The following is a 25,273-nucleotide window of genomic DNA, read 5'->3' as shown; positions in this document are numbered from 1 at the left end:
CTTCCGCCGTCCGGCCGCCCTGCCTAGAGTCGAACTGCCTGGGGACGGGCTCTGACAGGGGGCGGTCATGAGATGGAACAAGGCAGCGCGGATCGCCGCGATCGCGGCGCTCGTCGGTGCGGGACTGAGCGGGACGCAGAGTCAGGCCTCGGGGCCGCCGGGCGGTGGCGCCTGCGTCTCGGAGGACAGCGTCGTCCAGGCGCGGGGCGGGCGTGAACCGGACCTCGGCCAGGTCCCACAGGATCTGCCGGCGACGGCGAAGAACAAGGCGAAAGCGGGCTTCAGGGCCACCGTTCCGGTGTACTTCCATGTGGTCACCGACGGCTCGATCGGCGCGCTCACGTCGGCCCAGATCCAGGCGCAGATCGCCGTACTGAACAACACGTACGCGGGCGGCGAGGGCGGTGCCAGGACCGGGTTCAGTTTCACTTTGGCGGGTGTGACGCGGACCGACAACGCGACCTGGTTCTACGCCGGCGCGGGTGGTCTGCCTGAGCACGACATGAAGCACGCCCTGCACACCGGCGGTCCCGGGGACCTCAACTTGTACTCGACGACAGCCGGCGCGGGTCTGCTCGGATGGGCGTACCTGCCGGACATCGTCACCAAGCCGGGCCAGGCGTACCTCGACGGCGTCGTCATCGACTGGGAGTCCTTCCTGGGGACGTCGACCACGTACGCGGGCCGCTACGACCAGGGCGAGACCACGACGCACGAGGTCGGTCACTGGCTGAATCTCGAGCACACGTTCTTCGGCGGCTGCAACGCGAAGGGCGACTTCGTCGACGACACCCCGGCCGAGAAGACCCCGACCAGCGGCTGCCCGGCCGGCAAGGACACCTGCAAGGCGCCCGGGCTCGACCCGATCCACAACTACATGGACTACTCCTACGACTCCTGCTACACCCAGTTCACACCAGGCCAGGCCCAGCGCATGGCCGACGCCTGGCTCTTCTACCGCGCCTAACCCGCACCACCACCCCGCCGTACCCGCTCTGCGGTAGGCATCTTTGGGCCCCCACCGTTCATTTCGGCGCTCCGAAATTGGACGGTGGGGGCCCAAAGACGGGTTGGGGGCCGTCACGGTGTGGTTGCGGTGTGGAGTTGGGGGAGTGGGGGTGTTGACGAGGGCTGAGGGGCGGTTTAGTGTCTCGGCTGTAAACGATTACAAGAACGATTACAGGAGGTCGGCGTGAGTCGTCCGACGATCGCTGGGGTGGCCCGGGCGGCCGGGGTCTCGGTGGCGTCGGTGTCACGGGTGCTGAACGGGCTGCCGGCCACCGAGGAGATGGTCGAGCGGGTGCAGCGGGCGGTGTCGGAGCTCGGCTACGTGCCGGACGCGCGGGCCCGGTCGCTGAAGGTCGGGCGGACGTTCCAGCTGACGCTGGCGGTCGCGGACGTCGGCAACCCGGTGTACGTGACGATGATGCGGGCGGTCGAGGAGGTCGTGGCCGCGGCCGGCTACCGGCTGGTGGTGACGACGACCGGGCCGGACGTGGTGGACGAGGTCGCGCTGGTTCGGGGGATGGCGCGCGGGTACGCCGACGGTCTGCTGATCAGCCCGCTGCGCGTCGACGAGGATCTGGTGAAGTCGATCCGCGAATGCGAGGTGCCGGTGGTCGTCGCCGGTAACGTCCCGGCCAAAGCGGGCGTCGACACCGTGCGGGCGAACTCACCCAAGGGCATGCTGCTCGCCGTCGACCACCTTGCGTCCTGCGGCCGCACACGCATCGCGTTCCTGAACGGCCCTGCCGACACGGTCCCCGGGGCGGCCCGCGCGAAGGGTTTCACCGAAGCCCTGAAGGCCCACAACCTCGAGCCCGTCGCCGTCACAGAAGCAGACGACTTCACCTTCGCCGCAGGACGTTCTGCCGCACGGCAGCTGCTGACGACCCCCGGTTCGGAGCGGGTCGGTTTCGATGCGGTGGTGTGTGCGAACGACTTGCTGGCTGTGGGGCTGATGCACGAGTTGGCGGCCGCCGGGCTGCGGGTGCCGGACGACGTTGCGGTGGTGGGGATGGATGACAGTGAGTTGGCCGAGCAGAGTTTTCCGCCGCTGACGAGTGTGAATCTGGGGTCGGCCGAGCGCGGGCGGCGGGCGGCCGAGTTGCTGCTGGCAAGGATCGAGGACAACGACCGGACCCCGCGGCGGATCGTCGTCCAGCCGTCCCTCAGCATCAGGAGGTCCACCCCGTGACGGCAACCGTGACCGCGCCGCGGCCGGTGAAGAAGAAAGTGGGGAAGCCGAAGGCGAATCGCGAGGCGATCCTGCTGTTCCTGCCCGCCCTGCTGCCGGTGCTGATCCTGAGCGTTTACCCGCTGATCCGCGGTATCGCGCTCGGCTTCACCGATGCCCGCGCCGGCCTGCGGGTCGAGACGAACTTCGTCGGCTTCGGCAACTTCGCCAAACTCCTGCACAACGACCTGTTCTGGGACTCGTTCCGAATCGGCGTGATCTGGACCTTGTCGGTCACGCTCCTGCAGTTCGTCGCCGCGCTCGGCCTCGCCCTGCTGCTGAACACGAACCTCAAATTCCGCGGCGTCGCGCGGACCCTCGCGCTGATCCCCTGGGCGATGCCCCCGGTCGTCGTCGCGATCATGTGGCGGTTGCTGCTGCACCCGACCAACGGGCCGGTCAACGAGATCCTGCAGAAGCTGCACCTCACCGACCACCCGATCAACTTCCTCGGCGACTTCAACACGGCGCTCCCGGCGGTGATCGTCGTCGGCATCTGGGTCGGCATGCCGATGACCACGATCACGCTGCTCGCCGGCCTGCAGGGCATCGACCGCACGCTGTACGAAGCGGCCGCGGTCGACGGCGCCGGCGCCTGGAGCCAGTTCTGGAACATCACGCTTCCGCAGCTGCGGACCGTGATCGTCGCGATCACCAGCCTGGACATGATCTGGAACTTCAACTCGTTCGGCCTGGTCTACGTGCTGACCGCCGGCGGCCCGGGCGGCAAGACGATGCTGCCGATGTTGTTCGCGTACAACGAGGCGTTCCGCTACGGCAACTTCGGGATGGCCGCGGCGATGGGTGACGTGATGGTGGTCATCATCATCGCGTTCCTGTTCTTCTACCTGCGGAACCGGCTGAGGAGCGAGGCATGAGGACAAGGCCCGCCACCCGCTTCCTGCAGTACGTCGCCGTGCTCGCGTACCTGATCTTCCTCGGCTTCCCGCTGCTCTGGCTGATCTCGAGCTCGCTGAAGTCGCCGCAGGAGTTCGCCAGCATCACGCCGAGTCTGCTGCCGAAACACTTCGACCTGTCCAACTACAGCGACGCGCTGAACGAGCAAGGCCTGGTCCGCGGCCTCGGCAACAGCCTGCAGATCTCGATCTACAGCACGATCCTGGTGCTGATCGTCGCGCTCCCGGTGTCGTACGCGCTGGCCCGGTTCCGCAGCCGGCTGCGTCCGCTGACGAACGGCTGGATCCTGGTCAGCCAGGTGTTCCCGGTGATCCTGATCGTGATCCCGCTGTTCATGATCCTGCGCCCGCTGCACCTGACGAACGCGATCCCCGGCGTGGTGATCGTGTACATGGTCTGGTCGCTGCCGTTCGCACTGTGGATGCTGCAGGGGTACGTCGCCGCGGTGCCGCGGGAGCTGGAGGAAGCGGCCTCCGTCGACGGCGCCGGCCGGGTCCGCACGATCGTCTCGATCGTGATGCCGCTGCTGCGGCCAGGCCTGATCGCGACCGCGATGTTCACCTTCATCTCGGCGTGGAACGAGTTCTTCTTCGCCCTGGTCCTGCTGCAGGACCCGCAGCTCAAGACCCTTCCGCTGGTGCTCGCCCGCTTCGTCGGTGCCGAGGGCCAGGTGCAGTTCGGCCCGCTCGCCGCCGCCTCCGTGCTGGCCACCGTCCCCAGTCTCGTGTTCTTCGCCTTCCTTCAGCGCCGGTTGACCTCCGGCTTGCTGAGCGGCGCAGTCAAAGGTTAGGAGAGATAATGAAGAAGGTATTGACCGCGTTGCTGGCGGCGGGAGCGCTGGTGACGCTCGCCGCGTGCGGGGGCAACAGCGACGACAGCGGTTCGGGGTCGTCGACCGAGAAGGTGACGCTGAAGTTCCAGAGCCTCGCCTTCCAGAAGACCACGGTCGCCGCGACCAAGAAGATCGTCGCGGACTGGAACGCCGCGAACCCGAACATCCAGGTCGAGTACGTGCAGGGCAGCTGGGACTCCGTGCACGACCAGCTGGTCACCCAGTTCCAGGGCGGGACCGCGCCGGACATCATCCACGACGAGTCCGCCGACATCACCGGCTTCGTCAACCAGGGCTACCTCGCCGACCTCTCGCCGTACCTGAGCAAGGACACCAAGGACGCCGTCAGTCCGGGCGTCTGGGACACGGTCTCCAAGGACGGCAAGATCTACGCCGCGCCGACGCTCCTGCAGTCGTACGTCGTGTTCGCGAACTCCGCGATGCTGAAGCAGGCCGGGATCACCGCGACCGGTGACTCGCTGAGCTGGGACGATCTGGCCGCCGACGCCAAGTTGCTGACCGCGGGCGGCAAGTTCGGACTCGGCTGGGGTCTGAAGAGCCCGACCGCGACGATGCTGAACCTCGGCCTGAACTTCGACGCCAAGTACTTCGACGGCTCCGGCAAGGACGCGAAGGCGACCGTCGGCGACGCCGAGCTCGAGGTGCCGAAGCGCATCCACGCGATGGCGTACGACGACAAGTCGATCGACCCGACGTCGCTGACGCAGAGCGGTTCGGACGTGCTGCCCGGGTTCTACGCCGGCAAGTACGGGATGGTCGTGGCCGGCAACTACGTCGCGCAGCAGATCCTCGAGGAGGCGCCGAAGACCTTCCAGTGGGAGGTGCTGCCGCCGCTGAAGGGCACGAGCAGCAAGCAGGCCGCGAACCCGCAGACGCTGTCGGCGCCGGCCGAAGGCAAGCACATCGAGCAGTCGGCGAAGTTCATCGACTACTTCATGAAGGCCGAGAACCTGGCCGCGGTCGGTCAGGGCGACTGGCTGATCCCGACCACCCAGGCGGCCCGGGACGCGGTGCAGCAGGCGACCGGCGGCAAGAACGGCTGGCAGCAGATCCTGGCCAGCGGCGCCGAGCTGACCAAGGCGCCGTTCCAGAGCGTGGAGAACTACCCGCAGTGGAAGGACCAGATCGCGACGCCGGCGTTCCAGCAGTACCTGGCGAACAAGACCGACGCGGCGGCGCTGGGCAAGAAACTGAGCGACGGATGGGGTCAGGTCAACAACTGATGTCCTTGATCGAGGAGAAGGCAACGGGGGTCCTCGTCGGGTCCGCGGTCGGTGACGCGATCGGCGGAGCCGTCGAAGGCTGGACACCGGAGGCGATCCGGGAGCGGCACGGCGGCTGGGTGACCGGCATCGTCGGCCCGTGGTACGACGACTGGCGGACCGCCCGCCCGATCGCGCCGTACCACAAGGGCGACGGGCACATCACCGACGACACCTTGATGACGCACGCACTGGTCGAGGTGTACGACGAGCGCCGGTCACACCTGGACGCGTATGCGGTCGCCGAGTCGCTGGTGCCGAAGATGCTGAACGGGACCCGCTGGGTTCCCGAGCTCGAGGCGGACGCGCTCCTGCTGCAGCGGGTGTTCCTGGCCGAGAAGTGGCTGGTCGCCCGCCTGCACTACGGGCACGTCGATCCGCGCGAGGCGGGTGTCGGCAACATCGTGAACTGCGGTGCGGCGATGTACATGGCGCCGGTCGGGATCGCCAACGCCGGCGATCCCGAGGGCGCGTACGCCGAGGCGCTCGACGTCGCCGGTGCGCACCAGTCGAGCTACGGACGGGAGGCGGCCGGCGTGTTCGCGGCTGCCGTCGCCGCCGCGATGACGCCGGGCGCAACGCCCGCGTCGGCGGTCGCGGCTGCTGTGGCGCTGGCCAAGGACGGCACTCGGAGGGCCGTCGAGGCGGTCGTCGAAGCGGCCGACGGCGTGACGGACTGGGAGGAGGCGATTCCTGTGCTGCGGAAGGCGATCGAGCCGTACGACACTGTCGGTCCGAACTACCGTGAGCTGTCGATGGACGCCCGCCGGCCGAGCCGTACCAAGGCGATCGAGGAGCTTCCGGTCGCGCTCGGGTTCGTCCTGGTCGCCGAGGGAGACGTCCGGCGGGCTGTCCTGGGCGGCACCAACTACGGGCGCGACGCGGACTCGATCGCGTCCATGGCCGGCGCGATCACCGGAGCTTTGCAGGGCCACGACGGCGTACCGCCGGACTGGGCGGAGCGGATCGCCGAGGCGAGCAAGACCGATCTGGTGGCGCCGGGGCGGGTCATGGCGTCCGTCGTACGGGACATCCGGGCGGCCGACGCCGAGCGGTGGGCCCGGCGTGCGGCCGCGTTGGATGCGCTGGTCTGAATGTCAGTTGGCGTACGCCTCGAGCTCGACGATCCGGGAGTACCCGTGGTCGTTGGAGTCGTGGATGACGAGCTGGACGGCGTCGACCGCGCGCGGCTCGAAGGTGATGACCAGACGGCCCGTGGTGTTGCCCCGCACCTCCTCCATGGTCGTCCACACACCGTTGTTCCGGAGTCGGACGTCGAAGTCGCGGATGCCCATCACGGCGGCGGGGTACTTGGTCGAGTCGAGGGTTTGGAGGACGACTCGGCCGATGGTGGTCGGCTGGACGAAGTCGACGCCGTAGGTGTCGGGGAAGATGCCCTTGGTGTTGTCGTGCCAGCCGCTGGCGCCCCATTGCTCGGAGTCGGCGTTGCCGTCGACGCCGCCGCAGAGGCGCATGTTGCCGTTGGTGGAGGATGCGACAGCCTGTTCGCCGAGCAGCACGTTGTCGCGGGCGGGAACAGGCTTGATCACCACAGGCACCTGCAGGTGCTGCTTACCGACGGTCAGGTCGACGGAGTACGTCGCGGGCGCGGTGCCGCGCGGGACACTGAGCTCGAGCGGCGCCTTCACGAGCTGATCGACGGGCAGGTAGCTGGAGAACTGGTGCCGGGACAGCGTGAGGGCGGCGTCCCCGGCGACACGCATGTCGGCGATCGTGGGTTTGCGGCCGGTGTTGGTCATGCCGAGCGTCAGCTTCCCGGCCGTGAAGCACGGCAGCGGCACGACCTCCACGGGCTGTGGCGTGGCGCTGATCTCCACCTGGTTGTTGCCGCTGGCAACGGTGACGGCGGGCACCACGAGCGTGAGTGGGACGGCGACGAGGGCGATGCGTCGGAGCATGGGCTGGTCCGTTCAGGCGAGATGGGTTCCGGGACGGCCGTCCTCGACGACCAGGGTGGCGCGCGTGGACGCCGTACCGCCGGGAGTGACGACGCGGTCGACGACACGGAACTCCGACGTCCACTGCGTCCGGTCGAGCCGGCAGCTGAGGTAGCCGCGCTGGACGTTCTGGTACTTGACGTGCGGGTTCTCGGCGAGCAGCGCGCGCCCAGTGGCGTCGGCGTCGACGCCGTCCTTGCCCGACGAGATCGACGTGGTGACGAACTCGGACCCGATCGCCGGCGTGGACGGATCCGCGAAGTTCACCCGCAGGTCGGAGGCGACGCTGCGGTGCAGGTCGCCGGTGAGGACGACGAAGTTGCCGACGCCGCGGTCGCGGACGCCGGCCAGCACGCGATCGCGCGCGGCGGCGTACCCGTTCCAGGTGTCCATCGGAAGCTCGAGCTCCGGCCCGGTCTTGCGGTCGAGTTGGGCCATGGCGACCTGCTGCGCGACGACGTTCCAGCGGCTCGTGGAGGATCCGAGCGTGTCCAGCAGCCAGCTTTCCTGGGCGGCGCCGGTGATGGTGCGCGCCGGGTCGGTCGACACCTCGTCCGGCGGCAGCCATCCACCGGTCGACGTCTGGTCGTCGCGGAACTGCCGCGTGTCGAGGATGCTCAGGTCGGCAGTACGGCCGTACCGGAGGTAGCGGTGCAGGCGGATCGACGGGCCGTCGGGGGACTGGTCGAGACGCAGCGGCATGTGTTCCCAGTACGCGCGGAAGCCGTTCGCCCGGCGGACGAGGAAGTCGTCGTACGGGATGCCGTCCTCGGACACGTACCCGGCCCAGTTGCCCTCGACCTCGTGGTCGTCGAGCGTGACGATCCACGGCGCCGCCGCGTGCGCGGCCTGCAGGTCGGGGTCGGTCTTGTGCAACGCGTAGCGGGCCCGGTACTCGTCGAGGGTGAAGATCTCGCCGGCGAAGTCGACCGGTACGGACTGGTTGCGGACGCCGGCGGTCGGTCCGACGCCGACCTCGTAGATGTAGTCGCCGAGGAACAGCACAGCATCGTGCTCCCGGCGTACGACGTCCTGGTACGCGGTGTAGAACCCGTCGTAGTAGGCCTGGCAGGACGCGACTGCCAGCGTCACGGCCGGCTCGTCGGACGGCGCCGGCGCGGTTCGGGTACGACCGGCCGGGCTGATCTGACCGGCGGCGCGGAACCGGTAGAAGTAGTGCCGCCACGGCCGCAGTCCCCGGACATCGACATGCACGGTGTGCGCGTACTCCGGACGGGCGTGCGCCGTGCCTCGGCGTACCACTCTGCGGAACGACTCGTCCTCGGCGACCTCCCACTCGACGTTCACCGGGCGGTCGCCCATGCCGCCGAACGGTTCGAGCGGCCCGGGCGCGAGGCGGGTCCAGATGACTACGGCGTCCGGCAGCGGATCGCCCGACGCGACGCCGAGCGTGAACAACGGTCGGTTGTCGGTGCGATGCGATATCCCTGCCGCATCGACGAGATCGGGGAGGTTTCCGGCAAGAGCGAGCGCGGCGGCGGTTCCGGTCAAGAAGCTGCGGCGGGTGACAGCTGTTCGGGACATGGCCGGAAGTATCAGGCCGCGCCGACAGAACGATCCAGGTGTGTGTTTCGCCTGGCGCAACAGGGGAAGGAAGAGCCTCGATGAGATTGACCTGGGTGCAGCCGGAGGACCTCCTCCCGCACCAACTGGTCCAGGCGCGGTCGGAGGGCGTCGACGTCACCGACGTCCAGGCCCGCTGGCTGGCCGCCGGCGGGACCACGGACGCGCCCGTGTCGGGCGCCTCCGACGAGCCCGCGACCCCCGCGCTGCGGGCACTCGCCCGCGAGCTGCTGGACCTGCTCGACGCACGGACCGGGGACTGGCGCGAGCCGGTGATCCCGGAGCTGCCGTCGCTGGGTGCGCCGGTCGATCTCGAGACCCGCACACTGAACGCCTGGCTCGGCCGGATGGCCGGGAACCTGCTCGGCAAGCCGGTGGAGAAGATCCCGCGCGAGGGCATCCGGGAGATTCTGGTCAGCTCCGGTCAGTGGCCGCTGACGCAGTACATCACCGCGATCGGCGTGCCCGACGACGTGCAGCAGCGATGGCCGTGGAACCGGCGGTCGAAGGTGAACAGTCTGCGCGAGGTCATCGACGGCATGCCCGAGGACGACGACATCAACTTCGCGATCCTGGCGCTGGTGATGATGGAGCGCTTCGGTCCCGGGTTGACCACCGAGGACGTGGCGCAGAGCTGGCTCGGCGACCTGCCGGCCGGCCGCGTGTTCACCGCCGAGCGTGTTGCCTACCGCAACCTTCTGGAAGGGATCGAGCCGGCCCGCGCGGCCGTCGTCGGGAACCCGTTCCGGGAATGGATCGGCGCCCAGATCCGGACCGACGCCTACGGCTGGGCGCATCCCGGCGACCGCACCGCGGCCGCGCGGCTCGCGCTGGTCGACGCGCGGCTCAGTCACACCGGCGCCGGGGTCGACGGCGCGCTCTGGGTGGCCGCGATGTCCGCGGCCGCGCTGGTGCTCGACGATCCGGTCGAGGCCGCGGTCGCCGGCCTGGACGTGATCGGCGGTCAGGGCGCGATCGCCCGCGCGGTCCGCTTCGGGCTCAGCCTCGCCGACGCCGAGCTGGACGACGCGCTCGACGCGCTGCACCACGAGTACGGCGACCTGCACTGGGTGCACGCGGTGAACAACACCGCCCTCACCGCGTATGCGCTGACCGCTGCGGATTTCACCACGGCGATCGGCCGCGCGGTGATGGGCGGCTGGGACACCGACTCGGCCGGTGCCACCGTGGGCGCGGTTTTTGGCGGGACGCGCGGGGTTCCGGCAGAGTGGTCCGCACCACTGGACAATCGGGTGGCCACGAGCCTCCCGGGGATGAACCAGATCGCGATCGACGAGCTGGCGCGGAGGACTGTGGAGGTGGCCCGGGGTGGAGCCTGACGTGGTACCTGATGTGTTGGTGGTGGGGAGCGCGAATGTGGATCTTGTGTTGCCTGTTCAGCGCATTCCACGACCGGGCGAGACGGTTCTCGCCGGTGCGATGACACGTGGTCCTGGCGGCAAGGGCGCGAACCAGGCGGTCGCGTCGGCGCGCGCGGGGGCCCGGACGGCGATGGTGGTCGCGCTGGGTGACGACGACGGCGGCGCACTGCTGCGCGAGGCGCTCGAAGGTGTCGACCTGTCGCTGGCGACGACCAGCGACGCCCCGACGGGTACGGCGATCATCACTGTCGAGGACGGCGGTGAGAACTCGATCGTCGTCGCCCCGGGCGCGAACGGCGAGCTGACCTTGTCCGCGGCCGCGCTGACTGCGATCGGCGATGCGAAAATCGTCCTTTCCCAATTGGAGATCCCGTTCCCGACGGTGCAGGCGGCGGCCGCGGTGGCGAAGTACTTCGTGCTCAACGCGGCACCGGCCGCGGAGCTCCCGGACGAGCTGCTCGCCGAGGTGGACCTGCTGGTGGTGAACGAGACCGAGGCCGCGGCGATCGCCGGGCCGGACCGGTCCGCGCTGCTGAAGCAGGTGCCGGCCGCGGTGGTCACGCTCGGCGGGGCGGGCGCGGTGATCCTGACCCGCGAGGCCGAGGAGATCGCGGTTCCCGGCGTACCGGTCGAGGTCGTGGACACGACCGCGGCGGGAGACACGTTCTGCGGAGTACTGGTCGCCACGTTGGCTGCCGAATCAACTAACGACTCGATCACGGCAAGCGACCTGACGAACGCGGTCCGACGCGCTAACGTTGCTGCTTCATTGAGTGTTCAGGCCGCGGGGGCGATTCCCTCCGTGCCGCACGGGGATGCAATCGACGCGCGTTATGCGGAGGTGTACCTGTGAATCCGCTCGAACCGCGGCCCATCGACCTACCCGCCAGGGTCGACCTTGGGCTCGCGATCGACCCGTCCTTCCTGGACGACGCCAAGATCCTCGGCGCGCCGGACGACCCGGCCGACCTGCCGCGGTGGCGCGCCAAGCTGGCCGAGTGGCGGTTCGGTGCCATCGAGCGGACCCGGTACGACGGCTCGCACTACGACGAACCCGGTCGCGAGTGGACCCAGACGGCGTACTCGGTGGCGCTGGTCTGGCTCTGGGACGACCTGCTCTACAACGTTGAGACCGGGAAGTTCACCCCGGAGAAGTTCGTCGAGCACGGGATCGCCGAGTTCGGCGGGTACGACGCGATCGTGCTCTGGCACGCCTACCCGGTGATCGGGATCGACGACCGCAACCAGTTCGACTTCTACCGCGACGTGCCCGGCCTGCGCGAACTGATCGACGACCTGCACCGGCTCGGCCTCAAGGTGTTCTTCGACTACAACCCGTGGGACGTCGGCACCCGCCGCGCGGACCGCTCGGACGCCGACGAGTTCGCCGCGCTGGTCACCGACTACACGGTCGACGGCGTGTTCCTGGACACGCTGAAGGAGGGCGACCCGGCGTTCACCCGCGCGATCCGGCAGGCGAACCCCGCGATCGCGCTGGAGGGCGAGTCACGGTTGCCGATGGCAAGGATCGGCGACCATGCGTTGTCCTGGGCGCAGTGGTTCGCCGACACCCACGCGCCCGGCGTGCTGCGGGCGCACCTGTTCGAGCGCCGGCACATGATGCACCACACTCGCCGGTGGAATCGTGACCACAGCGACGAGCTGCAGTCCGCCTGGGTGAACGGCGTCGGCATGCTGGTCTGGGAGTCGGTGTTCTCGGCGTGGGTCGGGTGGAACGCCCGCGACCGCGCGACGCTGCGCCGGATGGTCGCCGCGCAACGGGCGTTCGCGCCGGTGCTGATCAACGGCGACTGGATCCAGCTGACGCCGGAGATCCCGGAGAAGGCCCGCGACCACGGCGTCCACGGGTCCCGGTTCGACCTGGCGGACATCACGTTCTGGACGTTGATCAACCGTCACGACGAGGACTTCGAGGGCATCGTGCTGCGCTCCGAGGACCAGGTCGGCGACTGGTACGACGTGACGACGGGCGTCCCGATCACCGCGGACGACGACGGTGTCCATCTGGTCGTGCCGGGCCGCGGCGTGGCCGGCATCGTCCGTGTCGGCGCCACCGCCGGCGCCTCCTGCCGGGCCACCGCGCGCCGGCTGGGCACGATGCCGCGCGCCCATGTCGACGAGTCCGCGTTCCCGATGCGGCCGGCCGAGCGGGTCGTCGCACCACCGGTCGCCGGTCCCGCCGAGATCGGCCCGACGGTCGACGTACCGGCGGGGGAGCAGACGCTGATCGTCCGGCACCGGCGGCGCGAGACCGGCCTGTACGACACCGCGCCGTACGTCGAGGAGTGGAAGCCGCTGCCGCCTCGCCTGCACGACATCCAGACGGTGACGCGTGAGGTGTCGCTGCCGGGATGCTCGGTGGCTGTCGCCGAGGTGACCAACGCGGAGTACCAGGCGTTCCTGCAGGCGACCGGCTACCGTCCGCTGGTCGCGAACCGGTTCCTGAAGCACTGGGTCGACGGCGCGCCCGCCCCCGGGACCGAGGACCAGCCGGTGACGTACGTCGACCTGCCGGACGCCCGGGCGTACGCCGCCTGGCGTGGCGGACGGCTGCCCAGCGAGGACGAGTGGCAGCTCGCCGCGCTCGCCGAGGGGTTCACCCGGCGCGAGCCGCTGGTGTGGAACCTGACCGAGAGCGAGCACCGCGACGGACGCAGCCGGTTCTGCATCCTCAAGGGCGGCTCGCACTACGTCGCCGAGGGCTCCGACTGGTACGCCGACGGCGGCCCGCAGGAGCCGGACGTCAGCTTCAAGCTGGTGCTGACCGGCGGCGGCCTCGACCGCTCGGAGAACATCGGCTTCAGGTGCGCAGGATGAGACCTGCTCCACTCGACGGGGTGAAGGTGCTGGAGGCGGCGACGCTGTTCGCGGGGCCGCTGGCAGCGACCTTCCTGGGCGACTTCGGCGCCGACGTCACGAAGATCGAGCACCCGTCCCGGCCGGACGCGGCGCGCACGCACGGCGCCTCGAAGGACGGTGTCGGGCTCTGGTTCAAGACTCTCGGCCGGAACAAGCGGCTCGCGACGCTCGACCTGTCCCGCGGCCGGGACGTGTTCCTCGACCTGGTCCGGCAGAACGACGTCCTGGTGGAGAACTTCCGGCCCGGGACGCTGGAGCGCTGGGGCCTCGGCCCGGACGTGCTGCTGGCGGCGAACCCGCGGCTGGTGATCGCGCGGGTGACGGCCTTCGGGCAGGTCGGTCCGTGGTCGCGGCGTCCCGGCTTCGGGTCGCTGGCCGAGGCGATGAGCGGGTTCGCGGCGGTCACCGGCGAGCCGGACGGCCCGCCGACGCTGCCGCCGTTCGGCCTCGCGGACGGGATCACCGCGCTCGCCACGGCGTACGCCGTCCTGGTCGCGCTGCGCGAACGGGACCGGTCCGGGGCCGGGCAGGTCATCGACATGGCGATCATCGAGCCGATCCTGATGATGCTCGGCGGCGGCATCACGGCGTACCAGCAGACCGGGTACGTGCAGCCGCGGCTGGGGAACCGCTCGTCGAACAACGCTCCGCGCAACGTCTACCGCACCGCCGACGGCCGCTGGGTGGCGGTGTCGACCAGTTCGCAGAGCATCGCCGAGCGCGTGCTGACGCTGGTCGGGCGCGCCGATCTGGTCGCGCAGCCCTGGTTCGCGACCGGACGCGAGCGCGCCCAGCACGCCGACGAGCTCGACGAGGCGGTCGGGTCGTGGATCGCGGCGCGGTCGCTGGAGCTCGTGATGGAGGAGTTCGAGAAGGCCGAGGCCGCGGTCGGGCCGGTGCACGACATCCGCGGGATCATGACCGACCCGCAGTACGCCGCGCTCGGGACGATCGTCAGCGTGGACGACGACGAGCTGGGCCCGGTGCAGATGCAGAACGTGCTGTTCCGGCTGTCCGAGTCGCCGGGGGAGATCAAGTGGGCCGGTCGGCCGCACGGTGCGAACACCGACGAGGTGCTCGCCGAGATCGGTGTGACGCCGGACCAGGTGGCGGCGCTGCGAGCAGCTGGAGTGGTGTGAGGGGGCGTTGAGGTGCTGACCGCACTGTATGTACCGGCCAACCGGCCGGACCGGTTCGCGAAAGCTGTTGCCGCGGGCCCCGATCTGGTGGTGTTCGACCTGGAGGACGCCGTACCGGTCGCCGACAAGGCGGATGCGCGCGGCTGGGCGGTCGCCTGGGTCGCCGCGAACGCCCGCGGGCCGGTCGAGATCCGGGTGAATGCGCTGGACTCGCCCTGGATCGAGGACGACCTGGCGGCGATCCGCGCCGTACCGCAGGTGCGGTTGCGGGTGCCGAAGGTGGAGAGCGCGGCGGACGTCCACGCGGTGCTGGACAAGGTGCCGTCGGCAAGGATCACTGCGCTGATCGAGTCCCCGCTGGGTCTGGAGCGGGCGTTCGAGATCGCCACCGCCGACCCGCGGCTGGTCGCGGTCGCGCTCGGCGAGGCAGACCTGTCCAGCGCGCTCGGCGTGGATGGCCCGGAGGGGTTGATGTGGGCGCGCGGCCGGCTCGTCTCGGCCTCCCGAGCCGCGGGCCTGGGTGCCCCGATGATGTCGGTCTACCCGAACGTCAACGACCTGGACGGCCTGCGAAAGACCTCACAGGAAGGCCGGGCACTGGGCTTCGTCGGCCGTACGGCGATTCACCCGCGGCAGCTGCCGACGATCGTGGAGGCGTTCACTCCGACCCCCGCCCAGATCACCGCCGCGCAGGAACTGCTGGACGCGGTCGAAAAGGCAGACATCGCGAACGGCGGAGTGATCGTGCTACCGGACGGCCGCATGGCCGACCCGGCAATGATCGGCCGAGCCCGCGAGCTCACCACGCTGATGCAGGAGATCGAGTCCCACCGGGGCTGACCGGCCCGGACCCCCACCACTCAGCAACCTGCGGCAACTGGGCCGGCGTCCGCTCACGTGAGGGCCCGAGACGTCGCTCGGCGCGTGTTGGTGAGTGATACAGGTCCGCGGGGCGTGGTCGGCTAAGGTCGAAGTATGCTCCCGCGCAGTGTTGATGCCGTGGTGATCGGTTCGGGGCCGAACGGGCTGGTGAGCGCGATCACGCTCGCCGACGCCGGCTGGGACGTGCTGGTGCTGGAGGCCGCCGACACGTTCGGAGGCGCCGTCCGGTCGACCGAGGACGGCGGCTGGATCAGCGATCGTTTCAGTTCGAACTATCCCCTCGGGGTCGCGTCACCGGTGATCCGCGCGCTCGAGCTGGAGAAGTTCGGCCTGAAGTGGGCGCACGCCCCGCTGCCGCTGGTCCATCTGCTCGACACCGACGGCTCCGCGGCCGCGATTCACCCGGATCCGGAGGACACCGCGAAGTCACTCGGCGCCGAGCATCCGGGCGACGGTGACGCATGGTTGCGGCTGTACCAGCAGTACGTGTCCATCCGCGAGCCGTTGCTGAAGGCGCTGCTGACCACCTGGCCGCCGATCGGCCCGGGCGTGCAGCTGGCCCGGAAGCTCGGTTCGGCGGGGGAGTTGCTCCGGTTCGCGCGGTTCATGGCGATGCCGATGCACCGGATGGGCCAGGAACTGTTCGACGGGCGGCACGGCCCGGCGATCATCGCCGGGAACGCGCTGCACGCGGACGCGTCGCTGTCGGGCGCCGTCAGCGGCACGATGGGCTGGCTGCTCGCGATGCTCGCCCAGGACGTCGGCTTCCCGGTCGCGGCGGGCGGATCCTCGGCCTTCTCCGGCGCGCTCGTCCGACGGGCCGAGCGCGCCGGCGCGCTGCTGGTCGGCGGCACGCCGGTGTCCGGTGTCGAGGTGTCGGCGGGCCGGGTGACCGCCGTCCACACGGCCTCGGGGGAGACGGTGGCGGTCGAGCGGGCCGTGGTCGCGGACACGTCCGCGCCGGTGCTGTACCGCGAGTTGTTGCCTGAGGCACTCGTTCCGGCCGGTCTGCGCCGGGACCTCGACGAGCGGTTCGAGTGGGACTACCCGACGGTCAAGCTGAACTTCCGGCTGAGCGGCCCGATCCCGTGGCTTTCACCCGAGGCGCGATCGGCAGGCGTCGTACACCTCGCCGGGACCGCCGACGACCTGGTGCACCTGTCCGCCGACCTGGACACCGGGCGGGTGCCGTCCCAGCCGTTCCTGCTGATCGGCCAGACCACGAAGTCGGATCCGACCCGGTCGCCGGACGGCGCCGAAGCGGTCTGGGCGTACGCGCACCTGCCGCGCGGTGTCGCCGACGACGCGTCCGCGGAGAAGCTGGCCGGCCGGATGGAGCGCGCGATCGAGCGGTTCGCGCCCGGGTTCGGCGACCTGGTCGTCGCGCGGGACCTGCAGCGCCCGTCGGGGCTGGAGTCCGGCAACGCCGCCCTCGGCCTCGGCGCCGTCGGCGGCGGCACGATGCAACTCCACCAGCAGCTGATCTTCCGGCCGACGATCGGGCTGGGCAGCGCTCGCACCTTCGTCGACGGCCTGTACCTGGGCAGCTCCGCGATCCACCCCGGCGGCGGCGTCCACGGCGCCTGCGGCCACCTCGCCGCCCGCACCGCCCTCCGCGACGCCTCCCTGCTCGGCCCTCTCACCCGCAAACTCCCCACCGCCACCCTGCGCCACCTGCAGAAGTGAGACTCGACGAGGCGACCTGCAGGGCTCGGGTGGCGGCTGCTCGGGTCGGGCGGTTGGCGACGGTCGGGGCGGATCTGCGGCCGCACGTGGTGCCGGTGACGTACGTCGTTCACGGTGACGAACTGTTCATCGCGGTCGATCAGAAGCCCAAGTCGACGACCGCGCTGAAGCGGCTGCGGAACATCGCGGCCCACGAGCGGGTCGCCGTACTAGTGGACGAGTACGACGAAGACTGGACCCACCTGTGGTGGGTCCGGGTCGACGGCGTCGCGCGAGGGATGCCCGGCCACGCGGCGGCGGTGGAGCTGCTGGCGGCGAAGTACCCGCAGTACGAGGCCGACCCGCCGCGCGGACCGGTGATCGGGATCCGGGCTGAAGCGTGGTCTGGCTGGTCGTACGCCTGAGCGGGCACGATCGACAGGAAGTGTCCGCCCGGCCCGGCCGAGTTCACGCTCAGCGGGATCGCCGACGAGGCGCAGTGGACGTATACGTCCTGTCGAGCCGCCCGCTGCTCGGCGCGTAGGCTCGGCGGGGTGAACGTGGAGGGGTTGCTGCGAGAGCTTGCGCCGCAGGTGCTGGGGTTCCTGGCGCGGCGGCATGGGCAGTTCGACCTGTGTGAGGACGCCGTGCAGGAGGCGCTGCTGGCGGCGGCGACGCAATGGCCGGTGGACGGCGTACCGGCGAACCCGCGCGGGTGGCTGATCACTGTCGCCACCCGTCGGCTCACGGATGCGTTCCGCAGTGAGAACGCGCGGCGGCGGCGTGAGGACAACGTCGCGGCGATGGCCGGCCCGGAAGAGCTGGTCTCCCCGGCCGCCGACGTGGACGAGGCGCCGGACGCCGACGACACGTTGACCTTGCTGTTCCTGTGCTGCCACCCGGCGGTGACGCCGGCTTCGCAGGTCGCGCTGACGCTGCGGGCCGTCGGCGGTCTGACCACGGCGGAGATCGCCCGCGCGTTCATGGTGCCGGAGGCAACGATGGCGCCGCGGATCAGCCGGGCGAAGAAGAGCATCAAGGCGGCCGGCAGCCGGTTCGAGATGCCGCCGCCGGCGGAGCAGGCCGAGCGGCTGCGCGTCGTACTGCAGGTCCTGTACCTGATCTTCAACGAGGGCTACACCGCCAGCTCGGGCGAGGAGTTGCAGCGGGTCGAGCTGACCGCCGAGGCGATCCGCCTGGCCCGGATGCTGCGATCGGCGCTGCCCGACGACGGCGAGGTCGCGGGCCTCCTGGCGTTGATGCTGCTGACCGATTCGCGCCGGGCCGCGCGGACGGCGGCCGACGGCGGCCTGGTGCCGATCGACGAGCAGGACCGGTCGTTGTGGGACCGCGCGCAGATCACCGAGGGCGCCGACCTGACCCTGGAGTCACTGCGCCGCGGCGCGGCCGGGCCCTATCAGTTGCAGGCCGCGATCGCCGCCGTTCACGCGGAGGCGCCGAGCGCGGCGGAGACCGACTGGCGGCAGATCCTCGCGCTGTACCTGGTCCTGGAGAAGCTCGCCCCGAACCCGATGGTGACGCTCAACCGCGCGATCGCGCTTGCCCAGGTCGAGGGTCCGCAGGCCGGCCTCGACCTGCTCGCGACCCTCGAGGACGACAAGTTCATCACCGAGACCCATCGCCTGGACGCGGTCCGGGCCCACCTGTACGAGCGCGCCGGCGACCCGGCCAAGGCCCACGAGCACTACCTGGCCGCGGCCCGCCGTACGACCAGCCTCCCGGAGCAGCGCTATCTGCAGGCGAAGGCGGACGCGGTCACGGGATGAGCCGGTAGAAGCGGAACAGTGCGGTCTGGAACGGGAGGATCCGCGTCTCGGCGAATCCCGCCTGCGTGGCGTAGCGGCGCAGTGTCGCGGGTCGCATGACCGCGCCGGTCGCGGCCGACTCCGGATCGCCCATCGCCTCCGGCAGGCAGGACATCAGACTCCAGCCGTAGTGGTAACGCTCCAGCTCCGACGCCGGCGCGGTGAACTCGTCCTCGACCAGCTCGTCGAGGATCAGCACCGAGCCGCCCGGCGCGAGCAGCTGCCGCGCGCTGCGCAGCGCATCGACCGGTCGCGGGATGTCGTGCAGCGCCTCCAGGATCGTGACCAGGTCGAACTGGCCGCTCTGCGCGGCGTCGGACGCGTTCGCGACCGAGAAACTGACCCGATCGCTCAGTCCGGTGTCGCGGGCATGCCGGCTCGCCGCGGCGATGGCGTCCTCGTCGAGGTCGAGGCCGTGCACGGTGATCCGTGGATAGGCCTGCGCCATCGCGATCGACGACCAGCCGGTGCCGCAGGCGAAGTCGGCGACCCGGGCCGGGGGATCGGAGCGGAGCCGCTGGTCGATCTCGGGGATCGCCGGCAGCCACTGCTTGCCCAGCAGGTTCAGGTACGTCGGCCGGTTGAACTCCGCGCGTCCTTCCGGCTCCCACGGCTGGTGCGGCGGCGCGGCACCGGTGCGGTAGGCCTCGACGAGGTCGGGCAGCATCCGCGCTGCGCGGGCGAGCTCGACGCCCTTGTAGCCGTGGTAGTCGACGTTGTCCGGGTCGGCCAGCACCGGAACGTGCTCGGGCGGGAGGGTGTAGCGCCGCTCGGTCGGCGCTGCCGTGGTGTCGTCGACGTCGACGAGTCCGCTGACCGCGTGGTGCTCGAGCCACTCGCGGATGTAGCGCTCGTCGGTGCGGGTGCGTTCGGCCAGCTCGACCGACGTGGCGGGGCCGTGCTCGGCGAGTGCCCGGTACAGGCCGAGTTGCTCGCCGAGGTAGACGGCGTACAGCTCGAGCGCCGCACCGGCGTTCCGGAAGAGGCGCTCTACGAGTGCGTTGGTCCGGTCCATGGATTGGATCGTACTGCCCGTCCGGTCGCCTGCGAGTCGATCGCGGCGTGCGCGAGTTCGAGCGCGCGGTGGCCTGCTCTCGCGTGGACGGGCGGTGGGTCGCCGGCCCGGAGTGCGGTGAGCAGCGCGTCGACGTGGCGGTCGAAGGTGCCCGCGAAGTCGCGGGCCTCGTCATCGAAGTACGTCGAATGCCAGCGCTGCTCGACCGGGTCGCCGGGCTTGGAGAACGTCAGCGCGCGGACGGTGTCGTGGATGACGAGGCGTCCCTTCGTGCCGTTGATCTCGATCCGCTGCGTGTCGGGGTAGGCGTACGAGGAGTCGTACGTGCCGAGCATCGTGCCGACGGCGCGGTTCTCGAAGTCCAGAGCCAGCGCGACCGTGCTGAACGCGCCGTACGTCTTGTCGGTCATGTGCGCCGAGACCGCGGAGATCGGGCCGACGAGATGCTCGAGCATGTCGAAGCCGTGGCACTGGGTCTCGATCAGGTTCGCGTGCGGGGACCGGCCGCGGTTCGCCTCGCCGCCGAAGCGCCAGGTGGCGAAGATCAGCTCGCCCAGTTCGCCCGCGTCGATCAGGGCCTTCGCGCGGCGCACGGGTTCGGCGTACCGGTGGTTGAAGTTGATCGCGAAGAACCGGTCGCCGGCCGCGTCGAGGAGCGCGTCGGCCTCGGCCAGGTCGAAGACGAGCGGCTTCTCGACCAGCAGCGGTACGCCGGTCCGCACGAGGCGCAGCGTGACGTCGTAGTGGTCCTCGTTCGGCAGGCAGACCGTGACCAGGTCGGGGCGTTCGCGCTCCATCATGAGGTCGAGATCGGTGTACGGCGTGGTGCCGAACTTCTCCGCCCGAGCCCGCGTCTTCTCGGGCGTGCGGCCGACGACGGCGCACAGCTCGGTGTCCGCGCGCCGGGAGAAGATGCGCGCGTGGTGCTCGCCCCAACCGCCGGCGCCGACAACCGCGACCCTCATGCGGCGCCCTCCTGGGTGACGACGACCTTGCCGGTCTCACCGGCCAGGAACAGCCGGAACGCTTCGGCGATGTCCGAGACCGGGAAGCGGTGACTGATCACTCGGGCGATCAGGTCCTGGTGCGCCGACAAGAGCGCGAGGTTGCCGGGCATCTCGTCGTACCGGAAGTACTCGCTGCCGAGGACGGCGTGCTCGGGACTGATCAGGTCGCCGGAGGCGTTCAGGGTCACGCCTTCGCCGTGGCCGACGCAGATCAGTGCGCCGCGTTTGCCGATGATGTCGAGAGCGGCGCGGCGCGCGGACTCCTTGCCGGAGGCATCGAACGCTACATCCGGGTGGCCGGCCGCGGAGATGTCGTCGGCAAGCAGCGGGACCGCGCCGAACGTCTCGGCGAAATCGAGTCGCCAGCGGGAGACGTCCGAGATGTAGACCGGGACGTCCGCGCCGTAGGTCAGTTTGCTCATCACGGTGAGACCGAGGCCGATCGGGCCCGCGCCGGCGATGTAGACGCTCTCGACGTCCTGGCGGACGAGCGCGGCACGGCCGAGCGCGTGGGCGCTGGTGCCCATCACGTCGAGCAGCATGGTCGCGTTGCCGATCTCGATGTCGTCGGTGATCGGGAAGAAGTTGGTCTCGTGCACGAGCTCGTAGGGGCCGTACCCGCCGTCGTGGGTGAAGCCCATGTCGGCGCGTTTCGCGAAGCACTGGTTGGTGGCGCCGTACTTGCAGCTGCGGCACTCGCCGCAGAAGTCCATCAGGAACACGGCGCCGCGGGTGCCGACGGGCGTGCTGGTGCCGTCGCCGGCCTGCAGGACGGTGCCGGCGGCTTCGTGTCCGGGGACGACGGACGAGCCGTCGTAGTACTGGTGGCGGTCGGTGCCGCAGAGGGCGTTGGCCTGGACTGCGAGCAGAAGCTGACCTGGTCCGGGGTCCGGGTACTCCTGGTGCGCGAACTCGATGGTGCCGGCTCCGGTGAACCTGGGGGCGAGGGCGGTACGCGTCATGGGGCTGGAATTTACTACGTAGCAAATCCAGGCCACAAGGCTTCGCGACGCGGCGGTTGCCGGTCAGCGCGTGGTGCTCTCCCGGATGCGGAGCTCGTAGCCGGCCATCCGGTGCTGCGGGACGTGGTCGTCGGCGAGTTGCTCGTCGAGCAGGTCGAGCGCGCCGCCCGCGAGCTCGTCGAGCAGCGGGGCGACCGTGCTGAGGGTCGGCGTCGAGAGGCCCGACTCGACGATGTCGTCGAACCCGATCACCGAGACGTCTGCTGGTACGTCGACGCCGGCTCGACGGAGAGCGTGCAGGGCGCCGAGGCCGGCCGAGTCGTTCATCGCGAAGATGCCGTCGGGCTTCAGGTTCTCGAAGTGCTTCACGATCGCTGCTGCGGCCGCTGCCGTGGTCCAGTCGCAGTCGACGAGCAGATCGGGGTCGAGTGCGATGCCGTGTTTCTTGAGCGCGGCCTGGTAGCCCTGGCGGCGCAGTTGGTACGAGCGTTTTGGGCCGTGGTTCGCGCCGAGCAGCAGGATCCGCCGCCGTCCGGTGTCGAGGAGGTGGGTGACGGCGGCCTGGGCGGCCTCGCGGTTCCTGATGCCGACGTGGTCGATCGCGCTGCCCGGCTCGCGGTCGCCGATCAGGACGACCGGACGCTCGCTGCGCTGCTCGCTGCGCTGCTCGGTGCGGCCGAGGGAGACCGCGCTCATGATCACGCCGTCGGTGAGGACCTCGCCGCCGCCGCGGAGCAGCTCCAGCTCGGTGTCGCGGCGGCCGCCGGTGGTCTCGACGAGCACCGTCGTACCGCGGTCCCGGGCGGCGGCGACGACGGCCTCGGCGAGATCGGCGAAGTACCGCTCGCGGAACGTCGGCACGGCCAGTGTCACGGTGCCGGTGCGGCCGGTACGCAGCCGGCGGGCGGCCGTGTTTGGCCGGTAGCCGAGGGCGTCGAGGCTGGCCTGGACGCGAGCGCGGGTCGCGGGGGAGACGTGAACGTAGTTGTTCACCACGTTCGAGACGGTGCGTTGCGACACGCCCGCGTGCCGGGCCACGTCGGACATGCTGACCGCCATGGCGTCAGGCTATCAACCACGGCGGGCGTGACCTGAGTTGTAACTTCGGTTTACAGTAGGGGCATGAGCCTTCAGGAGCGGACCAGGCGGGACGCGATCGGGGTCGGCGTCGCGCTGCTGAACAAGCTGGCGCGGTCCCGGGCGATCGACCGGTTCGGGTTGCGGAAACCGGCCGAGCGGGCCGTGTTCGAGGCGACCAAGACCGGTTTCCGGACGGCGGGAGCGCTGTCGCGGCGGTTCGCGGCGGCCTCGAAGCCGGCTGCGCCGTCCCGCCTGCCCGCGGCGCGCGGCACCGGCCGGTTCGACCTGACGCCGACCGAGGACCAGCAGATGATGGTCGACGTCGTCCGCGAGTTCGCCGCCGACGTACTGCGACCCGCTGCCGCCGCCGCGGACACCGCCTGCGTGACCGACCCGCCGGTCCTGGAGTCGTCCGCCGAGCTCGGGCTGAGCCTGATAGAGGTGCCGGAAGACCTCGGCGGCATCGTCACCGAGCGGTCCGCGATGACCGGCGTCCTGGTCGCCGAGGCGCTGGCCCACGGCGACATGGGTCAGGCCGTCGCGTGCCTGGCGCCGTCCGCGGTGAGCACGGCGATCTCGTTGTGGGGCGACGAGACCCAGCAGGCGACGTACCTGTCGGCCTTCACCGGCTCCTCGGTGCCCGCCGCCGCGCTGGCATTGCTGGAACCGCGAGCGCTGTTCGATCCGTTCGAGCTGAAGACGCGGTTCACGGGCGGGCTGCTGAACGGCGTGAAGTCGTTGGTCCCGCGGGCTGCCGAGGCGGAGCTGTTCGTAATCGGCGCGCAGACCGAGGCCGGTCCGCGGTTGTTCGTCGTCGAGCCGGATCATCCCGGTGTGACGATCGAGGCCGAGCCGTCGATGGGTCTGCGCGCCGCTTCGCTGTCGCGGGTGATCCTGGCCGACGTACCGGCGGTTCCGCTGGGCACGGTCGAGGACTATGCCGAGTGCGTGCGGTTGTCGCGGCTCGGGTGGTGCGCGCTGGCGTTGGGTACGGCGCGGGCGGTGCTCGACTACGTCACGCCGTACGTGAACTCCCGGGAGGCGTTCGGTGAGCCGATCAGTCATCGGCAGTCGGTGGCGTTCATGGTGGCGAACATCGGGATCGAGCTCGAGGGCATGAAGCTGGTGACGTACCGGGCCGCCTCGCGTGCCTCCCAGGGGCTGCCGTTCGCGCGCGAGGTGGCGCTGGCGCGGCGGTTGTGCGCCGAGCAGGGCATGCGGATCGGGACCGACGGCGTTCAGCTGCTCGGCGGGCACGGGTTCGTGAAGGAGCATCCGGTCGAGCGGTGGTACCGCGACCTCCGGGCGATCGGCGTGATTGAAGGTGCGGTGCTGGTCTGATGATCAACCTCGAGACCCCGCGGAAGTTCCGGGCCGTCGTCAACCAGGCGCATCAGGTCGCGGCCGAGATGCTGCGGCCGAACTCGCGCCGCTACGACCTGGCCGAGCACGACTACCCGGTCGAGCTGGACATGCTGGCCGCGATGGTCGACGGACTGGGTGCCTCGGGCAACGGTTCCGGCGCGGGCGCGTCCGGCGTACGACGGACCGCCGCCGCGGAGGACGGCGTCGTCAACGGGTCGAACCTGTCGTCGGTGCTGTCGATCATGGAGATGTGCTGGGGTGACGTCGGGCTGCTGCTGTCGATGCCGCGGCAAGGGCTCGGCAACTCGGCGATCGCGTCGGTGGCGTCCGACGAGCAACTGAAACGCTTCGAGGGTGTGTGGGCCGCGATGGCGATCACCGAGCCGGACTGCGGCTCGGACTCCGCGAACATCCGGACCACCGCGCGGCCGGACGGCGACGACTACATCCTCGACGGCGAGAAGATCTTCGTCACCGCGGGCGGCCGCTGCGACGCGGTCGTCGTCTGGGCGACACTCGACAAGTCACTCGGCCGGGCCGCGATCAAGTCCTTCGTGGTCATGAAAGACACGCCCGGCATGACGGTCGAGCGCCTCGAACACAAACTCGGCATCCGGGCCTCCGACACCGCCACGATCCGCTTCGACAACTGCCGCGTCCCGGCCGCGAACCTGCTCGGCTCGGCGGACATCGACAAGGGTTTCGCCGGCGTCATGCAGACCTTCGACAACACCCGCCCCCTGGTCGCCGCGATGGCCGTCGGCTGCGCCCGCGCCTCCCTCGAACTCACCCGGGAGCTGCTGTCCGAGGCCGGCGTACAGATCGACTACGACCGCCCCACCCACCACCAGCCCGCCGCGGCCGCGACCTACCTGGCCATGGAAGCAGACTGGGAAGCCGCCTACCTCCTCACCCTCCAGGCCGCATGGATGGCCGACAACGCCCAGCCCAACTCCCTCCAAGCCTCCATGGCCAAAGCCAAGGCCGGCCGCGCCGCCAACGACATCACGCTCCGCTGTGTAGAACTCACCAGCACCCTCGGCTACTCCGAACACCACCTCCTCGAAAAGTGGTCCCGAGACAGCAAAATCCTCGACATCTTCGAAGGAACCCAGCAAATCCAACAGCTCATCGTTGCGCGACGCCTGCTTGGGAAGACGTCAGCTGAGCTGAAATGACCTTGTTTTCAATGGATTCCGCTGTCTCTCGCGCTCGGTTCAGAGGAGTCCCGGACCTGGGTCGGGATCCTCAGGAACCGG

The 25,273-nt window shown here is 70.2% G+C and carries 22 protein-coding genes; 16 read left to right on the top strand and 6 right to left on the bottom strand.

Annotation, left to right across the window (positions count from 1 at the left end; translation table 11 throughout):
* Positions 1–67 precede the first annotated feature (67 nt).
* From ACWEOO_RS29640 to ACWEOO_RS29615, 6 genes are all read left to right on the top strand, one after another.
* Positions 68–967, top strand: a complete 900-nt coding sequence (locus tag ACWEOO_RS29640; RefSeq protein WP_452145830.1) for a zinc metalloprotease — start codon at positions 68–70, stop codon at positions 965–967.
* A 225-nt stretch (positions 968–1,192) separates the two neighbouring features.
* On the top strand, positions 1,193–2,197 hold the full coding sequence (locus ACWEOO_RS29635; protein WP_452145829.1) for a LacI family DNA-binding transcriptional regulator: 1,005 nt from the start codon (positions 1,193–1,195) through the stop codon (positions 2,195–2,197).
* The gene (locus tag ACWEOO_RS29630; protein WP_452145828.1) at positions 2,194–3,114 is read left to right on the top strand and encodes a carbohydrate ABC transporter permease; all 921 of its coding nucleotides are present in this window, start codon (positions 2,194–2,196) and stop codon (positions 3,112–3,114) included. Before ACWEOO_RS29635 ends, ACWEOO_RS29630 begins: the two co-directional genes overlap by 4 nt.
* Entirely contained in the window at positions 3,111–3,944 is an 834-nt protein-coding gene (locus ACWEOO_RS29625; RefSeq protein WP_452145827.1) for a carbohydrate ABC transporter permease, read from the top strand. The genes ACWEOO_RS29630 and ACWEOO_RS29625 overlap by 4 nt, the downstream gene beginning before the upstream one ends.
* A gap of 8 nt (positions 3,945–3,952) precedes the next feature.
* The gene (locus tag ACWEOO_RS29620; protein WP_452145826.1) at positions 3,953–5,230 is read left to right on the top strand and encodes an ABC transporter substrate-binding protein; all 1,278 of its coding nucleotides are present in this window, start codon (positions 3,953–3,955) and stop codon (positions 5,228–5,230) included.
* The gene (locus tag ACWEOO_RS29615; RefSeq protein WP_452145825.1) at positions 5,230–6,363 is read left to right on the top strand and encodes an ADP-ribosylglycohydrolase family protein; all 1,134 of its coding nucleotides are present in this window, start codon (positions 5,230–5,232) and stop codon (positions 6,361–6,363) included. Before ACWEOO_RS29620 ends, ACWEOO_RS29615 begins: the two co-directional genes overlap by 1 nt.
* 3 nt (positions 6,364–6,366) lie before the next feature.
* On the opposite strand, the gene ACWEOO_RS29610 is transcribed toward ACWEOO_RS29615, so the two are convergent.
* Positions 6,367–7,188 (bottom strand): galactose-binding domain-containing protein, encoded by an 822-nt coding sequence (locus tag ACWEOO_RS29610; protein ID WP_452145824.1) that lies wholly within the window; start codon positions 7,186–7,188, stop codon positions 6,367–6,369.
* Positions 7,189–7,200: 12 nt separating this feature from the next.
* Positions 7,201–8,772, bottom strand: coding sequence for an alkaline phosphatase D family protein (locus ACWEOO_RS29605; protein ID WP_452145823.1), 1,572 nt, complete (start codon positions 8,770–8,772; stop codon positions 7,201–7,203).
* Between the two features lie 80 nt (positions 8,773–8,852).
* Here ACWEOO_RS29605 and ACWEOO_RS29600 point away from each other — a divergent pair, with 80 nt between their 5' ends.
* The 8 genes from ACWEOO_RS29600 (at position 8,853) to ACWEOO_RS29565 (ending at position 18,546) form a co-directional block, all read left to right on the top strand.
* On the top strand, positions 8,853–10,151 hold the full coding sequence (locus tag ACWEOO_RS29600; RefSeq protein WP_452145822.1) for an ADP-ribosylglycohydrolase family protein: 1,299 nt from the start codon (positions 8,853–8,855) through the stop codon (positions 10,149–10,151).
* Positions 10,141–11,046, top strand: a complete 906-nt coding sequence (locus ACWEOO_RS29595; RefSeq protein ID WP_452145821.1) for a ribokinase — start codon at positions 10,141–10,143, stop codon at positions 11,044–11,046. The genes ACWEOO_RS29600 and ACWEOO_RS29595 overlap by 11 nt, the downstream gene beginning before the upstream one ends.
* On the top strand, positions 11,043–13,031 hold the full coding sequence (locus tag ACWEOO_RS29590) for an SUMF1/EgtB/PvdO family nonheme iron enzyme (protein ID WP_452145820.1): 1,989 nt from the start codon (positions 11,043–11,045) through the stop codon (positions 13,029–13,031). The genes ACWEOO_RS29595 and ACWEOO_RS29590 overlap by 4 nt, the downstream gene beginning before the upstream one ends.
* Positions 13,028–14,212 carry a CaiB/BaiF CoA transferase family protein gene (locus tag ACWEOO_RS29585; protein WP_363709635.1) on the top strand — a complete coding sequence of 395 codons (1,185 nt, stop codon included), beginning with the start codon at positions 13,028–13,030 and terminating at the stop codon, positions 14,210–14,212. The genes ACWEOO_RS29590 and ACWEOO_RS29585 overlap by 4 nt, the downstream gene beginning before the upstream one ends.
* Before the next feature lie 12 nt (positions 14,213–14,224).
* Positions 14,225–15,052 carry an HpcH/HpaI aldolase/citrate lyase family protein gene (locus ACWEOO_RS29580; RefSeq protein WP_452145819.1) on the top strand — a complete coding sequence of 276 codons (828 nt, stop codon included), beginning with the start codon at positions 14,225–14,227 and terminating at the stop codon, positions 15,050–15,052.
* 135 nt (positions 15,053–15,187) lie between these two features.
* Positions 15,188–16,780 (top strand): phytoene desaturase family protein, encoded by a 1,593-nt coding sequence (locus ACWEOO_RS29575; RefSeq protein WP_452145818.1) that lies wholly within the window; start codon positions 15,188–15,190, stop codon positions 16,778–16,780.
* The gene (locus tag ACWEOO_RS29570) at positions 16,777–17,184 is read left to right on the top strand and encodes a TIGR03668 family PPOX class F420-dependent oxidoreductase (protein ID WP_452145817.1); all 408 of its coding nucleotides are present in this window, start codon (positions 16,777–16,779) and stop codon (positions 17,182–17,184) included. The genes ACWEOO_RS29575 and ACWEOO_RS29570 overlap by 4 nt, the downstream gene beginning before the upstream one ends.
* Before the next feature lie 129 nt (positions 17,185–17,313).
* Entirely contained in the window at positions 17,314–18,546 is a 1,233-nt protein-coding gene (locus ACWEOO_RS29565; RefSeq protein WP_452145816.1) for an RNA polymerase sigma factor, read from the top strand.
* On the opposite strand, the gene ACWEOO_RS29560 is transcribed toward ACWEOO_RS29565, so the two are convergent.
* From ACWEOO_RS29560 to ACWEOO_RS29545, 4 genes are all read right to left on the bottom strand, one after another.
* Positions 18,536–19,600 (bottom strand): class I SAM-dependent methyltransferase, encoded by a 1,065-nt coding sequence (locus tag ACWEOO_RS29560; protein ID WP_452145815.1) that lies wholly within the window; start codon positions 19,598–19,600, stop codon positions 18,536–18,538. The two genes, ACWEOO_RS29565 and ACWEOO_RS29560, sit on opposite strands and share 11 nt — an antisense overlap.
* Positions 19,576–20,565, bottom strand: a complete 990-nt coding sequence (locus ACWEOO_RS29555; RefSeq protein ID WP_452145814.1) for a Gfo/Idh/MocA family protein — start codon at positions 20,563–20,565, stop codon at positions 19,576–19,578. The genes ACWEOO_RS29560 and ACWEOO_RS29555 overlap by 25 nt, the downstream gene beginning before the upstream one ends.
* Positions 20,562–21,569 carry an alcohol dehydrogenase catalytic domain-containing protein gene (locus tag ACWEOO_RS29550; protein WP_452145813.1) on the bottom strand — a complete coding sequence of 336 codons (1,008 nt, stop codon included), beginning with the start codon at positions 21,567–21,569 and terminating at the stop codon, positions 20,562–20,564. The genes ACWEOO_RS29555 and ACWEOO_RS29550 overlap by 4 nt, the downstream gene beginning before the upstream one ends.
* Positions 21,570–21,632: 63 nt before the next feature.
* Positions 21,633–22,628 carry a LacI family DNA-binding transcriptional regulator gene (locus ACWEOO_RS29545; RefSeq protein ID WP_452145812.1) on the bottom strand — a complete coding sequence of 332 codons (996 nt, stop codon included), beginning with the start codon at positions 22,626–22,628 and terminating at the stop codon, positions 21,633–21,635.
* A 63-nt stretch (positions 22,629–22,691) separates the two neighbouring features.
* On the opposite strand from ACWEOO_RS29545, the gene ACWEOO_RS29540 reads away from it, so the two are divergent.
* Both ACWEOO_RS29540 and ACWEOO_RS29535 read left to right on the top strand, forming a co-directional pair.
* A complete protein-coding gene (locus tag ACWEOO_RS29540; protein ID WP_452145811.1) occupies positions 22,692–23,990 on the top strand; it encodes an acyl-CoA dehydrogenase family protein in 1,299 nt (432 codons plus the stop codon).
* A complete protein-coding gene (locus ACWEOO_RS29535; protein WP_452145810.1) occupies positions 23,990–25,192 on the top strand; it encodes an acyl-CoA dehydrogenase family protein in 1,203 nt (400 codons plus the stop codon). Before ACWEOO_RS29540 ends, ACWEOO_RS29535 begins: the two co-directional genes overlap by 1 nt.
* Positions 25,193–25,273 lie beyond the last annotated feature (81 nt).

It is taken from the genome of Kribbella sp. NPDC004138 (genome assembly GCF_053603655.1).
Note: the sequence above shows the minus strand (reverse complement) of the source record. Positions and strands in the feature narration are given on the sequence as shown.

Excerpts from the sequence above, each read along its gene's own strand:
- ACWEOO_RS29640 (WP_452145830.1), top strand. The coding sequence starts at position 68 with ATGAGATGGAACAAGGCAGCGCGGATCGCCGCGATCGCGGCGCTCGTC.
- ACWEOO_RS29625 (WP_452145827.1), top strand. The coding sequence starts at position 3,111 with ATGAGGACAAGGCCCGCCACCCGCTTCCTGCAGTACGTCGCCGTGCTC.
- ACWEOO_RS29620 (WP_452145826.1), top strand. The coding sequence starts at position 3,953 with ATGAAGAAGGTATTGACCGCGTTGCTGGCGGCGGGAGCGCTGGTGACG.
- ACWEOO_RS29615 (WP_452145825.1), top strand. The coding sequence starts at position 5,230 with ATGTCCTTGATCGAGGAGAAGGCAACGGGGGTCCTCGTCGGGTCCGCG.
- ACWEOO_RS29610 (WP_452145824.1), bottom strand. The coding sequence starts at position 7,188 with ATGCTCCGACGCATCGCCCTCGTCGCCGTCCCACTCACGCTCGTGGTG.
- ACWEOO_RS29605 (WP_452145823.1), bottom strand. The coding sequence starts at position 8,772 with ATGTCCCGAACAGCTGTCACCCGCCGCAGCTTCTTGACCGGAACCGCC.
- ACWEOO_RS29600 (WP_452145822.1), top strand. The coding sequence starts at position 8,853 with ATGAGATTGACCTGGGTGCAGCCGGAGGACCTCCTCCCGCACCAACTG.
- ACWEOO_RS29585 (WP_363709635.1), top strand. The coding sequence starts at position 13,028 with ATGAGACCTGCTCCACTCGACGGGGTGAAGGTGCTGGAGGCGGCGACG.
- ACWEOO_RS29575 (WP_452145818.1), top strand. The coding sequence starts at position 15,188 with ATGCTCCCGCGCAGTGTTGATGCCGTGGTGATCGGTTCGGGGCCGAAC.
- ACWEOO_RS29560 (WP_452145815.1), bottom strand. The coding sequence starts at position 19,600 with ATGGACCGGACCAACGCACTCGTAGAGCGCCTCTTCCGGAACGCCGGT.
- ACWEOO_RS29555 (WP_452145814.1), bottom strand. The coding sequence starts at position 20,565 with ATGAGGGTCGCGGTTGTCGGCGCCGGCGGTTGGGGCGAGCACCACGCG.
- ACWEOO_RS29550 (WP_452145813.1), bottom strand. The coding sequence starts at position 21,569 with ATGACGCGTACCGCCCTCGCCCCCAGGTTCACCGGAGCCGGCACCATC.
- ACWEOO_RS29545 (WP_452145812.1), bottom strand. The coding sequence starts at position 22,628 with ATGGCGGTCAGCATGTCCGACGTGGCCCGGCACGCGGGCGTGTCGCAA.
- ACWEOO_RS29540 (WP_452145811.1), top strand. The coding sequence starts at position 22,692 with ATGAGCCTTCAGGAGCGGACCAGGCGGGACGCGATCGGGGTCGGCGTC.
- ACWEOO_RS29535 (WP_452145810.1), top strand. The coding sequence starts at position 23,990 with ATGATCAACCTCGAGACCCCGCGGAAGTTCCGGGCCGTCGTCAACCAG.